The 13,982-nt window shown below is 65.9% G+C and carries 8 protein-coding genes; 5 read left to right on the top strand and 3 right to left on the bottom strand.

Annotated features, from left to right (window positions below; genetic code table 11):
• The first annotated feature begins 10 nt into the window (after positions 1–10).
• Together E4633_RS03000 and E4633_RS02995 are read left to right on the top strand one after the other, a co-directional pair.
• Positions 11–1,081: a type IV pilus twitching motility protein PilT gene (locus E4633_RS03000; RefSeq protein ID WP_135868777.1), complete on the top strand. Its 1,071-nt coding sequence runs from the start codon at positions 11–13 to the stop codon at positions 1,079–1,081.
• Between the two features lie 122 nt (positions 1,082–1,203).
• On the top strand, positions 1,204–2,379 hold the full coding sequence (locus E4633_RS02995; RefSeq protein ID WP_135868776.1) for an aminotransferase: 1,176 nt from the start codon (positions 1,204–1,206) through the stop codon (positions 2,377–2,379).
• Positions 2,380–2,428: 49 nt separating this feature from the next.
• Here E4633_RS02995 and E4633_RS02990 read toward each other — a convergent pair whose 3' ends face one another.
• Positions 2,429–3,229 carry an alpha/beta hydrolase gene (locus E4633_RS02990; protein ID WP_281276725.1) on the bottom strand — a complete coding sequence of 267 codons (801 nt, stop codon included), beginning with the start codon at positions 3,227–3,229 and terminating at the stop codon, positions 2,429–2,431.
• A 312-nt stretch (positions 3,230–3,541) separates the two neighbouring features.
• On the opposite strand from E4633_RS02990, the gene E4633_RS02985 reads away from it, so the two are divergent.
• Genes E4633_RS02985 through E4633_RS02975 form a run of 3 tightly spaced genes read left to right on the top strand, consistent with a single transcriptional unit; the run spans position 3,542 to position 8,513 of the window.
• Positions 3,542–4,603, top strand: coding sequence for an ABC transporter substrate-binding protein (locus E4633_RS02985; RefSeq protein ID WP_162604930.1), 1,062 nt, complete (start codon positions 3,542–3,544; stop codon positions 4,601–4,603).
• Positions 4,604–4,621: 18 nt separating this feature from the next.
• Complete coding sequence (locus tag E4633_RS02980; protein WP_135868774.1) at positions 4,622–5,710, top strand: ABC transporter substrate-binding protein; 1,089 nt, start codon at positions 4,622–4,624, stop codon at positions 5,708–5,710.
• Positions 5,703–8,513: a response regulator gene (locus tag E4633_RS02975; RefSeq protein WP_135868773.1), complete on the top strand. Its 2,811-nt coding sequence runs from the start codon at positions 5,703–5,705 to the stop codon at positions 8,511–8,513. The genes E4633_RS02980 and E4633_RS02975 overlap by 8 nt, the downstream gene beginning before the upstream one ends.
• Before the next feature lie 134 nt (positions 8,514–8,647).
• Here the strand turns inward: E4633_RS02975 and E4633_RS02970 are convergent, their stop codons facing one another.
• Entirely contained in the window at positions 8,648–11,068 is a 2,421-nt protein-coding gene (locus E4633_RS02970) for a methyl-accepting chemotaxis protein (protein ID WP_135868772.1), read from the bottom strand.
• A 161-nt stretch (positions 11,069–11,229) separates the two neighbouring features.
• Positions 11,230–13,968, bottom strand: a complete 2,739-nt coding sequence (locus tag E4633_RS02965) for a phosphoenolpyruvate carboxylase (protein WP_135868771.1) — start codon at positions 13,966–13,968, stop codon at positions 11,230–11,232.
• Positions 13,969–13,982: the final 14 nt, after the last annotated feature.

Below are 13,982 nucleotides of genomic sequence, written 5' to 3'. Positions count from 1 at the left end.
GAGATTAGATATGGCAAGGATTGATGCGCTGTTCAAGCTGTTGCACGATGCCGGGGCTTCCGATTTGCACCTTTCCGCGGGCTCTCCCCCGATTTTCCGTTTGCGCGGCGAAATGGAGCGTCAGAACTTCAAGTCGCTTTCCCACGAGGAGCTGAAGGCGATCCTCTTCGAGATCCTGACGCCGAAGCAGCGCGAGACCTTCGAGGAGAAGCACGACCTCGACTTCGCCTACTCGGTGCCGGGGCTTGCGCGCTTCCGCGGCAACTACATGTTGCAGCACCGCGGCATCGCCGCCGTGTTCAGGATCATCCCGAGCAAGATCCTCTCGGCCGATGACCTTGGTCTTCCGGACGGGATCCGGAACATGACGAAGCTCAGGAAGGGGCTCGTGCTCGTCACCGGTCCGACCGGGAGCGGCAAGTCCACAACCCTTGCCGCCATGATCGACCTGATCAACAGCACGCGGCGCGAGCACATCCTGACCCTCGAGGACCCGCTCGAGTTCATCCACGAGAACAAGATGTCTCTTTTCAATCAGCGCCAGATCGGTGAGCACTCCGAGAGTTTTTCCAGTGCGCTCCGGGCGGCGTTGAGGGAAGACCCGGACGTGATCCTGGTTGGGGAGATGCGCGACCTTGAGACCATCAGTCTCGCCATGAGCGCCGCCGAGACCGGGCACTTGGTCTTTGGGACCCTGCATACGAGTTCCGCCGCGAAGACGGTGGACCGCATCATCGACGTCTTTCCGAAGGACGCGCAGGAGCAGGTGCGTGCCATTCTCTCCGAGTCGCTGAAGGGGGTGGTCTGCCAGCAGCTTTTGAAGACCGCCGACGGGAAGGGGAGGGCGGCCGCCCAGGAGATCATGGTGTGGAACCCCGCGGTCGGGAACCTGATCCGCGAAGGGAAGACCTTCCAGATCCCCTCTATCATGCAGACCGGTCGGAAGGACGGGATGCAGCTCATGGACCAGCACATCCTCGATCTTTTGAAGACCAAGCGGGTGAGTCCGGAGGAGGCGTACCGCTGCTGCCAGGACAAACGGCAGTTCGAGCAGTACCTCACTACCCCGCCCGAGCACTAGCCTTTTGTGGACGGCCCCCCGGAAACGGAGGGCCGTTTTTTTGTCCGAGTCCGACTGGTCTGACGGGTCTGACGTTGAACGTTGAACGTTGAACGGCCTAGTCCCGTTGCAGGAGCTGCCGCATGAAGTTCCCGGTTTCCCCCCTGGTGCGCGGAGTGCACCCGCCCCCCATCTCCGAGGTGAAGGGATGGCTCGCCGCGGCGAGCCCCAAACTCCCCCTCATCGACCTCTGCCAGGCAATCCCCGACTACCCGCCACCCCCCGAGCTGATCGACCACCTGGAAACGGTGATGCGCGACCCGCTCACCTCGCGCTACAGCATCGACGAGGGGCTCCCCGAGGTGCGTGAGGCGGTCTGCCGCGGCTACCGCGAGCTCTACGGCGCCTGCATCGACCCTGCCCAGATCTGCCTCACCATCGGCGCAAGCCAGGCGCTGTGGCTCGCCATGGTCACCCTTTGCCGCGCGGGGGACGAGGTGATCGTGCAGCTCCCGGCCTACTTCGACCACCCCATGGCGCTCGCCTCCCTGGGTATTAGCTGCGTCTTCGCCCCCTTCGACGAGAAGACGGGCGGGCTCCCCGACCTCTCCACCATCGAGGCGCTCATCAGCGAGAAAACGCGCGCCATCCTCATCGTCACGCCGAGCAACCCGACCGGTGCGGTGACCCCGCCGGATACGGTGCGCGAGCTTTACGCGCTTGCCCGCCGCCGCAACCTGGCGCTTGTCCTCGACGAGACCTACAACAGCTTCATCACCGGCGGGGTGCGGCCGCACCGGCTCTTCGAGGACCCGGACTGGGGGGACCACTTCGTCCACATCGCCTCCTTCGGCAAGACCTTCGCCCTCACCGGCTACCGGGCGGGGATGCTCGCCGCCTCCAAGGAGTTCATCGGTCACGCCCTGAAGGTGCAGGACACCATGGCGGTCTGCCAGCCGCGGGTGACCCAGCACGCGGTCCGGTACGGCTTCGAGCACCTTTCCGAATGGGTCGCGCGCAACCGGGTCATGATGGAGCGGCGCCACGAGGTGTTCCGTGCCGAGATGGAGAAGGGGGGCAACCCGTTTCGCCTGGTGGCGAGCGGGCCGTTCTTCGGCTGGGTGGCGCACCCGTGCAGCGGGAAGACCGGCCGCCAGGTCGTGAAGCGGCTGGTGGAGGAGGCGGGGATGCTGCTTTTGCCGGGCGAGGTGTTCGGCCCGGGCCTGGAAGGGTACCTGCGCCTCGCCTTCGGGAACGTCACCGAGGATGCCATTCCCGAGGCGGTGCGCAGGTTCAGGGAGTTCGATGTCTCGTCCTAGCTCTTAGCTTCTTACAGCGCTTCCTGCAGGAAGTCGATCAGCCCGTCGTTCACCTCTTCGGCGTGGGTCCAGTTGAGGCCGTGCGGCGCGCCGGCGACCACGACGAGGCGGCTTCCCTCCACCGCCTCGTGCGTCCGGCTCCCGGTGCGGCGAAGGGGAGGATCCGGTCGTCGTCGCCGTGGATCACCAGGGTGGGGATCTTGATGCTCAAAAGGTCGTCCCTGAAGTCGGTGAGCCAGGAGGTGACGCAGGCCAGGGTCCCGATGGGGGACGCCCCCGCCGCGATGTTCCAGCTAAGTCGCAGCACCTCCTCGCTTACCTGCCTCCTCCCCAGGGCATGCACGTTGTAGAAATTGCCCAGAAAGCTCGTCAGAAAAGAGAGCCGGTCGTGCTCGATCCCCTGCCGGATACCCTCGAAGATGCTCCCGTCAAGCCCTGCGGCGTTCGCCGGCGTCTTCAGGAGAAACGGGGTCACCGCACCCATGAAGACCGCCTTTTGCACCCGCTCGGAACCGTAGCGGCCGAGGTAGCGCGCGACCTCGCCCCCGCCCATCGAGAAACCCACCAGCACCGCGTCGCGCAGGTCGAGCGCGTTCATCAGCACGTTAAGATCGGCGGCGAGCGTATCGTAGTCGTACCCGGTCGACGGCCTGCCCGACGCCCCGAACCCGCGCCGGTCGTATGCGACCACCCGGTACCCCGCCTTGAGAAGCGCCGGTACCTGTTTCTCCCATGACCGGCTGCTGAGCGGCCAGCCGTGGATCAAAACCACCGGCTGCCCCTGTCCCATGTCCTCGTAGTACAGGTCGATGCTGCAGGTGTTCTCTTTCCCCACGGTGATGAAACTCATCGCTATCCTCCTTCTGGGCGGTTCTTAGGCCCCGGCTTGGATGGGCGCTGCGGCACAAGCTGTTCAGATACAGCATTTTACCTTCAAGTCAACCTTCCTCCACAGTTTCCCAAGCGGTGCACAATCACCTATTTCCTTGTCTACTTCCCTTGTGTCATTTTATACTGCCAAACCCGCACTGTTTGTGCGGAAAATGCTCAAGCTATCTCTGTTCATCGCCGATCAGTAAAGCAACTTCAACCATTATTGATTCTGTTTCAATACAGGCGACTGATGCATCAACCTCCCATTGCAATCCGCTATGCAGTCAAAATGATCTGGGTGATGCTGCTTGTGCAGCTCTTCGCCACTGCGGCTGCCGGTGCGCCTTCGGCTTCGAAGGTAAAAAAGCCCGCCGCGGAGCCGATGGTGATCACCTTCGTCTATTTCCCGATGGCGGTCCCCGTCGCCGTCCTCGGGGAAACGCTGAAAAGGGACCGCCTGCTAAAGCGTGAGCTGGAGCAGGCGGGCTGTCGCATCGCATTTCGGACCCTGGCCAAGGGAGCCGATGCGGTTCCGCTGGTGCACAGCCGCCAGATCGACGCGGTGATGTTCTCGGACATGCCCGCCATCGAGGCGGCAAGCTCGGGCGACCTTGTCATCGCGGGGACGGTGAAGCGGAGCTATGCCTCGGTGCTTGCGCACAGTAACGTTGTGCTGGAACAACTGGCGGGGAAAAAGGTTGGCAACGTTCCGGGTTCCACCTCCCACTATGCTCTGTTGCAGGCGCTCGCCTCGGTCCGCCTCTCCGAGCGCGAGGTGAACCTGGTCCCCATGGAGCTGCACAAGATGCCGGAGGCGCTCGCACAGGGGCGCATCGACGCCTTCGCGGCCTGGGAGCCGACGCCGACCATGACCATGAAGAAGTACCCGGGACAGTTCTGCGTCATCTACCGGCAGGTGAGTCTTTCCTTCTTCGCCCTTTCCGGAGAGCTGCTGCGGGTTAACCGCCCCGCGGCGGACGCGCTCTGCGCGGGTATCATCAGGGCGGTGCGCTGGCTCAAGAAGGGAAACAACCTGAACACGGCGAGCCAGTGGGCGGTCCAGGGGATGACGGCCTTCAGCGGCAGGAACGCGGAGGTCAGCGCCGCCGACATCGCGGCGATCACCCGCAGCGACCTCCTCGACGTGCCCGCGGCACCGCTCATCTCCGCCGCGGACCGTGAGGCGAACTCGAACCTCTTGCGCGAGTTCGACTTCCTGAAGAGTATCGGCAGGGTCCCGGCCAACGCCTCGCGGGAGCGGTTTCGTTCCAGCATCCGTCCCGATCTGCTCGAGTCCGTCCTCGGCAGGCGCTCGCGGTTTCGCCTGACCACCTTTGACTACGCACCCTAAGCGCCGGAGGATCACCGTATGTCAGCCAGCCCCGCCCGCAGGGCATGCCACGCCCTGCTTCGTTTCCGCCGACTGCATCTTGCGCTCGTCGTGCTGCTCGTCCTCGTTCCCGCCGCGGTACCGGCGAAGCCGGTGCCGCTTGGCTTCAGCTACCAGCCGCTCGCTTCTCCGGGGGGTGCGCTCGCCGCGGCGCTGCAGCACGACCGCATCCTGCGCGAGGCCCTCGCCCGCCAGGGCTTTCAGCTGACCATGCTCCCGGTGCGGGACGGGAGCGAGGCGATCACGCAGCTTTCCCAGGGGCGCGTGGCGCTCGCCACCATGGGGGATATGCCCTTCATAAAGGCGGTCGCCTCCGGGATGCCGCTTTGTGCCGTGACGCTGCTCAAGCAGAACTACGTCTCCGTGATCGGCCCCAAGGGGATGATGGCCGCAGATCTGAAAGGTAAGCGGATCGGCAACACCTTCGGGACCACCGGGCACTTTGCGCTCATGAAGACCCTGGCGGGGAGCGGCCTGAGCGAAGCGGATGCGGTGCTGGTCCCGATGGAGGTGAACGAGATGGAGGACGCCCTCTTGAAGGGGGAAATCGACGCCTACGCGGCATGGGCACCCACCCCGGAACTCACCCTCGCGCGCTATCCGGACCGCTTCACCGCCATCGGTAAGCAAAAAAGCATCGCCTTCCTGGCCATGAGCGCTAAGGTTGCCGAACTCCATCCGGAGGTCCCCCGCCTGCTCGCGGCGGCGCTCACGCGGGCGCTTATGTGGGTGGAGCGGGACCGGGGCGCGCTGCAAAAAGTCGCACGGTGGAACGCGGCAGACATCGCGGCCCTGAACGGCAAAGCCCTGCCGACGGCAGCCCAGGCGCGCCTGGCCCAGGATCTGCGCCCCGATTTGAAGGCGGTCGGCAGGGTACCCCGTCTCCCGAGGGGAATCGAGGCGGACGGCTCGAGCCTTTGCGACGAGTTTCTCTTCCTGAAAAAACTCGGCAAGGTGCCCGCTTCGGTGCAGTGGGCCATGCTGAAGGGAAGCTTCAAGTTCGAATACCTCGACCAGGTGATGAAAAACCCGAAACAGTACCGCATCACCAGGTTCGACTATGACTGAGGAAACGCCCGCACATTCCAGGCAGCGCATGCCCTGGCACTCCGGGATCGGCGGACGTGTCGTCATCACCTTCTGCACCCTGTCCCTGTTGGTCCTCATGGCGGTGCAACTGAGCGAGCTTTACGGCCTTCCCTTCGGTGTCACCAAGGGAAGGGTCGCCGACAGCACCGCCAAGGAACTCACCGTCCTTTCCTCCATCGCCGACGGCAACAAAAAGCTCATCACCTCCTGGCTCGAGGAACGCCACTCCGACACCCTTTCCGTCGCCAGTGCACCCGCCGTCAGGTCCCTTGCCGTGCAACGGGTCCGCGCCGGGAAGCAGCCGGCGGACCGGTCGCTTGGCGAGTGGCTGGAGGTGGTGCGCTCCGCTTACCGCTACGAGGCGGTCCGCATCGTCGACCCGCAAACCGGTGCGCTGGTGGCGGAGGGTGCCGATGACCTCCCCGATCCCCCGCTCGCTCCGGCGCTGCTCGCGGAAGCCTCCCGCCCGGGTAACGACGAGACCGTGAGCTTTCTCCCGGGTGGTCCCGGGCGCAGCGCGCGGCTGCACCTCGTCAGGCAGGTAGGCCAGGACCTGACCCCGGACGAGCGGCCGGTGCTGCTCCTTGACTGCTCCGTGGACCTGGACCAGGTCATGAAGCCGCTGCTGGAAGGCTCCATCGCCGGGGTCCTCGGGCGCTCCGGAGAGGTGGTCATGGTCGACGGCAAGCGCCGCTTCCTCATGACCACGAGGCATCCGATGCCGGGGGGAGCGCCCGTGGTGCCGCTCGTCACCGTGGACGGCGGCAAGGCGCCGCGCCTCGCCACGGAGGGGAGCGAAGGGGCGATCAGGACGCTCGACTACCGCGGCGTCCCGGTCCTCGCCGCCTTCAGGCACATCCCGCTCAACCCGGAGGTCTCCTGGGGGATGGTGGTGAAGATCGACGAGGCCGAGGCGATGGCGCCGGTGCGCCGGCAGTTGCAGCGCGCCCTCGTTTTCAGCGCGCTCGGGATCGCGGTCACCCTTTGCTGCGCCCTCGTGGTGGCCCGGGTGCTGGGGCGCCCACTGGAGCGGATCGCCCGGACCGCGGCGGAGATCGAGGGGGGCGACCTGACCCTCAGGGTCCCCCTGGAGGGGACCCGGGAGACCATCGAGCTTGCCTATTCCTTCAACGCCATGGTGGATCGGCTGAAGCAGTCGCAGGAGGGGCTCGAACAGCGCGTGGCCGAGCGTACCCTGCAGCTCGAGGCGCTGAACCGCGAGTTGCAGCAGGAGATAACCGGGCGGGCGAGGGTGGAGGAGCGCCTGCGGGAGAGCAACGAAAAGTTCACCGCCGCCTGGGACAGCGCCCCCGTCATGATCTCGCTCACCTCGCTCGATGACTGGCGCTTTCTCGACGTGAACAACAAGTTCTGCACCACCTCCGGGTTCACCCGGGAGGAGGCGGTGGGGAAGACGGCGGTGGAAATCGGCTGGATCCGCACCGAGGACGCCGTCGTCATCCGCGAGAAGCTCGCCCGCGAAGGGAGGATCCAGGACCTGGAGATCACCTGCAGCACGAGAAGCGGGCAGCCTCTCCTCTGCCGGCGCTGGGGCGAGGTGATCACCCTCGCGGGACGCAAGGCGCTTCTCTCCATCGTCATGGACATCACCCAGTACCGGAAGGTGGAAGAGCAGTTCTACCAGGCGCAGAAGATGGAGTCGGTGGGAAGGCTCGCAGGCGGCGTCGCCCACGATTTCAACAACATGCTGAGCGTGATCCTGGGGCATGCGGAGCTCTGCCTCATGGACCCGGAGCACTCGTCGATGCAGCGCCGGCACCTGGAGGCGATCCGCGACGCCGGGGCCCGCTCCGCCGACATCACCAAGCAGCTCCTGGCCTTCGCGCGGCGCCAGATCGCCGAGCCGAAGGTCCTGGACCTGAACGGGACGGTGGCCGGCATGCTCCGTATGCTGGAGCGCCTGATCGGGGAGGGGATCGAGCTGGTCTGGCTCCCCGGCGCAGGGCCGTGCCGGGTGAGGATCGACCCCGCCCAGGTGGACCAGATGCTCGCGAACCTCTGCGTCAATGCCCGTGACGCCATCGCGGGGATCGGCAGGCTCACCATCAGAACGGAAAACGTCGTCCTGGGCGAGGCGGAGTGCCGCGGCAAGGGGGACCTCTCACCCGGCGCCTACGTGCTCCTGTCGATCGCCGACACCGGGGAAGGAATCGACGAGCCGCTCCTCGAGCACATCTTCGAACCCTTCTTCACCACGAAGGAGATGGGAAAGGGGACCGGGCTCGGCCTCGCCACCGTCTTCGGCATCGTGAAGCAGAACCAGGGGGGGATCCGGGTGGAGAGCCGCAAGGGGGAGGGGACCACCTTCGACATCTTCCTACCGGCGGTCGAGACCGGGGCGTCCGAGGGGACGGAGGAGAAGGCCGTCGAACCGATTAAGGGGGGGGACGAGACCATCCTCCTCGTGGAGGACGAGCCGTCGGTCATCGAGATGAGCCGCACCATCCTCGAGAACCTCGGTTACCGCCTCATGGTGGCCAGGGCGCCGGAGGAGGCGCTGCGCCTCGTGGAGGAAGCGAAGGGGGCGGTCGATCTCCTCTTGACCGACGTGGTGATGCCGGGGATGAACGGCCGAGACCTCGCGCAGCGGCTCCAGGCCCTGAGGCCGGGACTCAAGTGCCTCTTCATGTCCGGCTACACCGCCGACATCATCGCCGACCACGGCGTGGTGCACGACAGCGTCAACTTCCTGCAGAAACCGTTCGACGTCAGGAGCCTCGCCGCCAAGGTCAGGTCCGTCCTCTCCGGCGTCGCGTCCTGAAGGGGGAGCATGAGGCCAGCTGCGGCGCTTCGTGAGTAGCGGCACTCCTCTTACCCCGGGAATTACCGGAATACCAATGAAAAGGCCCCCCGGCATGTGCCGGGGGGCCTTCTTGTTTCACACGTCGGCGAGGGTCACACCCTGAACCATTCCACCATCCCCTTCAGATCACCGGCCAGGTGCGACAGCCCGGCGGAGGACTCCCGGATGCCGCTGCAGGCGGTGCGCAGCTCGCGCGTCAGGCCCGCGATCTCGTCCACGTTGTGGGAAACCTCGCTGCTCGATGCCGACTGCTCCTCGGTGGCGACGGCGATGCGCCGTACCATCTCGTTCACCTGCTCCACGTAGGTGGCGATGCGGTCGATAGCCTCACCGGTCCCCTGCACGCGCTCCACGATGGTGTCGACGCACTTCCTCTCGTCCCCCATCTTGGTCACCGAGCGGTTCACGCTCTCCTGCATCGCCTTCACGGTGTGGTTGATGTCGGCGGTGGCGACCGCGGTGCGCTCGGCCAGCTGCCGCACGCTGTCGGCGACGACGGCGAAGCCTCGTCCCTGCTCACCGGCGCGGGCCGCCTCGATGGCGGCGTTCAGGGCCAGAAGGTTCGTCTGGTCGGCGATGTCCCTGATCAGGACGCCGATCTCGCTGATCTGCGCGGACTGGTCGCTCAACTGCTCCACCATGATGGCGGTTTCCCCGAAGCTGCCGACGAAGTGCCGGAGTTCTTCCGCGGTCAGCTGCATCGCCTCCTTCCCCTCCTTGGCGATCTCCATCATGGTGTCGGCCGCGTTCGCGGTATCCGCCGTGTTCCTCGCCATGTCCATGGTGGTCGAGGTCATCTCGGAGATGGCGGTTGCCGAACCCTCGACGCGCTGCGCCTGACGCGCGGCGCCGTCCTCCAGAACTCCGGCGGTGGCCGCCATCTGCTCGGAGCTTGCGGCAAGGGTGCTGGTCGCTTCGCCGATCTTCCCCACGACGTTTCTAAGGCTCCCAAGCATGCGGGCCATGGCCCCCTGCACCCTCCCCACCTCGTCCGAGCTCGTCGCCGAGATCTGGACGGCCAGGTTCCCCTCGGCCGCCTGCTCCGCCATGGCGATCAGCTCCCCTATCGGGCGGGAGATGGTGCGGAAGATCCACATGCCGACCAGGTTGCCGACGATGGCGGAGACGAGTGCGATCACCACGATGAGGGTCATGCTGTAGCGCACGGTGCGGTTCACCGTCCCGATCGCCTGTTCCTGCCCCTCCTGGGCCACCGTCACGGTCTGTTTTCCCTTTTCCGCCTGCTTTGCCACCACCTCGCGCAGCCTGGCGCCTCCCTGTGCCGCCTTTTCCTGGAGCTGCATCTTCTGTTGCAGCTTGGCCACGATGCCGTCCGGGGCGAAGACTGTGTCGCGCACACCGGCAAGCGAAGCGGCCACCCCGTTCAGGTTGCGCAACTCGCGCTCGGCGCCCGCAGCCTTCAAAAGCTGGGCGACCGCCTTTTCCACCACGGTGAGGCGGGCGTAGTCCCGGGCGAACTCGGCGGCGACGGCGTCCAGCTCCTTCGGGGTGTTGGCGAAGAAGAGCCGGCCGGAAAGCCCCTCTAGCGACTTGCCGAGGGAGACGAGCTCGGTGTTGTAGGAGAGGACGTTCACCGCGGTGTTGGCCCGGGAGAGGTACCCCGGGAGCCTGTCGGACATCTTCCCGACTTGGACCTGAGCCCGGTCGACCTCGTCCTCGATACGGTCCTCGACCTCGGAAAGCGTCGCGAGGGCCTCCTTCAACACGGCATCGGCGCGCTGCGTGTCACCCCCCTCGGTGGCCAGTTTGACGAACTGGTCCGCCTTCGAGGTGAAAGTGGCGAAGAGGCCGCCTATCTGCTTGTTCTGCCTGATGTTGCCGTTTTGCTGGATCCTCTTCAGCCCTCCCTGGTACTGGGTTATGCGCCTCTTCTCCGGGGAGCGCTGTATGTCGTAGAGGAGGTACCTCATGTCCTTCAGCGAGGCCTTCAGGGTCTCGATGCTGGCGATGCTTCTCGAACTCTTGTCCGTCTCGTCGTTCGCCTTGGTATAGGCGGCAGAACTGGACTGCTGCAGGGTCCTGACCTTCACCTCCAGCTCCTGCAGCCGGCTGCTTGCTTCCTTGCTCTTCTGCAGGATGAGGGCGTGGGCCTGGGTCGAGTCCCTCTCCGAGGCGAGCCGGGCCGTCATGGTGGCGAAGAGCTCCTGGGCGATGCTGCTGAACTCGGTGGAGGCCTCGAGCTTCTCACCCGATACCGCCTCCAGTTTTTCCTGTGAGGACCTGACTTCGGCGAGCGATTTCTCCGCCTCCGTCTTTGCGGCGGCGAAGTCCGTCTGGCTGCGGGCCGCCGCCACCTTGACGAGGTCGGCGGTCGCCCCCTGCAGGGCGCGCTGGAACTCCAGGGTGCGGACCTGGTACGGCGTACTTTTTTCGGTGAGGTACGAGAGTTTGCCCCTGATGGAGCTCATGCTCAGAAAGCTTGCGACGGAGACCGCCGCAACGGCTACCACCACGATGGTGGCGTTCAACATCAGCTTTGCTTTGATGGTCATTACAGTGCTCCTTAGGTCAGGGGGCAGGTGTCCGTGACGGGTATTTCCCCGTATTCAATGGGACTTTTCGGCATGACGCCCCTTTTCTTAAGAGCAAAGCGAGCCTTCTCTAATGGGGAATTAAGGAGGGTGGTGGTGCGGATTCCCCTACGCGGAGGGGGTCAACCTGTGGTGCCGAGGCCGGCGGCGATGGCGTGCACCGTTTCCAGGAGACGGAAAAGAAGCTCTTCCGACATCCCCCGGTTCTGACGCATCCCCTCCTGGCGCCATTGGCGCAGCAGGGCGATCTGGCGCTCGTGCAGCACGCGCAGGGCGTCCGTGCGGCGGGCGAGCGGGACGTGGACCGCGGGGCGGCGCTCCGCCAAGGGGCCGCCGTAGATCTCTTCCAGAACCCGCACGGTGCGACGGTACTCGGCATGGATGGCGGCGAGGATCGGCTTTCGGAGCCCTTCTTCGTGTACGAGCCCCGCGTAAGCCTCCATGATCGCGGGGTCGGCGCTCGCGATGCTGGTGGCGGCGTTGCTGATTATGTAGTGCAGCGCGGTCCAGCTCTGGGTCGAGCGGACGAACTGCGCGAAGAGGGGGGCGTCTTCGAGCATCAGCTCTTCGAGCGCCGAGCCGATGCCGTACCAGCCGGAGAGGAAGTAGCGCGCCTGGCTCCAGCTGAAGACCCACGGGATGGCGCGCAGGTCGGCCAATGTGGCGTGGTCGGTGCGCCGGGCCGGCCGGGAGCCGATGCTGCTCGACTCGATGACGTCGATGGGGGTTGCCTGCCGGAAGAAGGTGACGAACCCCTCGCGGGCGAGGAGCTTTTCATACTCGCACCGGCTGCGGTGCGCCAGGCGGTCCATCACCGGCTCCAGCGGGTGCCCGGTGCCCGGTTCGCTGCGCCCGGGGATGCTTACCCCGGCGGTGCCGGCGAGCAACAGTTCCAGGTGGTAGGCGGCGTTCAACGGGTTCGAGTACTTTTGCGAGATCACCTCGCCCTGCTCGGTCAGGCGCAGGTCGCCGCCGGCGGATCCCTCCGGGAGACCGCGCAGGAAGCGGCTCGTCGGCCCCGCACCGCGGCTGATGGTTCCGCCCCGGCCGTGGAAAAAGCGCAGGCGCACCCCTACGCGCCGCCCCACCTCGAGCATCGCCTCCTGGGCCCGGTACAGCCCCCAAAGGCTCGCCATGATGCCGCCGTCCTTGTTGCTGTCGCTGTAGCCTATCATCACCTGTTGCACCGGGCTCTCGCCGTTGAGCTCAGCGAGGGTGCGCCTGGTGACCGGGTGGCTCAGGAAACGCTCCAGGATGGCGGCGCTTCCCTCCAGGTCGTCGATGGTCTCGAAAAGGGGGACTACCGGGAGGCGGCAGGCGAACCCCTGCGTCCCCCGGACGGCGAGCCCCGCCTCGCGCGCGAGCAGGTAGACCACGAGGAGATCGGAGACGCCGCGCGTCATGCTGACGATGAGGGAGCCAAGCCCCGCGTCGCCGAAGGAGGCGAGATGGGCGGCGAGCACGCGGTAGCAGCTGAGGACGCTCTCCGCCTCGCGTCCCGGTTTTGTCCCCGGGAGCAGGAAGGGGCGCGACGAGGCGAGCTCACGGTCCAAAAAAGCGATGCGCTCCTCCTCGCTCCACCGGGAAAAACCGCTCTCTCCCGTTGCGGCAGCCATGAGCTGCTCCAGTGCGGCGTCATGGAAGGCGCTGTTTTGTCGTACGTCGAGCGAGGCCAAGTGGAAGCCGAACACCTCGACGCTGCGTAACACCGGCACCACGTCGGCCGCGGCCAAGCGGGCGGCGCCGCGCGCAACCAGGCTGTCGCGCAAAAGGCGCAGGTCGTCCTCCAGCTCGGCGGCCCGGCAATAGCGGGACCCCTCGGCTCCGCAGAGGACCTCGCCGTCGCCGGTTACCTCAACCGGGAGCCTCGCCCTCATCATGTTCACCATCTGGCGCCATGGCTCCTCGGGGTTGCGCCTGAGCGCCTCCTCCCCAGGCGCACCGGTCCTTGCCTTTAGCTCATCCAGGCGCCGCGCGAGCTCCGGGGGAGGGGCGAGGAGGCGGCGCGATATGCTGAGCCGGCTGCCAAGCGTGGTGAGCTGACCGTGCAGCAGCATGAGCGCGTTCAGCCTGAGCTCCCTCAGGGTCGCCTCGGTCACCTCCGCGGTTACCAGCGGGTGCCCGTCCCGGTCCCCTCCCACCCAGGTGCTGAAGGAGACGCAGGGGAGACGCTCGGTCAAAAGCGACAGTTCTCCCTTGAGCCCCGCCTCGCGCCAGGCCAGGCAGATCCTGCGGTCGAGGATCGGGATCACCTGCGGGAAGATGTCGCGCAGGTGGTAGATGATGGTGGCGAGCTCGTTCAGCACCTTCGGCTTTTCCAGGTGCACCTCGCTGGTGCGCCAGAGCCGCTCCAGCATCGCCACGATCTCCTCCCGGATCTCGTCGCGCTCCGCGGGGGTCCAGACCGTGTTCTCCCTTTTTACGAGGAGCAGGTAGAGCTCGCGCAGGTGCCGGAGCACCGACGCCCGTTTCGCCTCGGTCGGGTGGGCGGTGAGCACCGGTTCCACACGGATCTCCCCGAGCATGGCGGCGATCTCCTCCTCGGGCACCCCGCTTCGTGAGAGCTTCTCCAGGACCCTCCCCCAAAGACCCGGCTCGGCTACGAGCCCCTGGCTCGTTTCCAGGGCCCGTCTCGTCTGGACCGCGACGTTTTCCTCAGCCATACCGAGCAGCTGAAAGGCGACCGACCACGCCCTCACGAACTTGCAGTCCTCGGAGGGGGCAACCGAGCCGTTCTTGGGAAGGCAGGAGGCGAGCCGGGACTCGCCCAGGCCGTGGAACATCTCCGCGAGACACTCCATGAGGTAGTCGAGGTCGCGCTGCAGTTTGTCCTCTTTGCCGGTTGCGTCCTGGGACGTCATGGCACACCCCCTTT

The organism is Geomonas terrae, from assembly GCF_004791675.1.
Taxonomy (GTDB): Bacteria; Desulfobacterota; Desulfuromonadia; order Geobacterales; family Geobacteraceae; genus Geomonas; species Geomonas edaphica.
The sequence above is the reverse complement of the archived record's forward strand: the minus strand, read 5'-3'. Positions and strand labels throughout refer to the sequence as shown.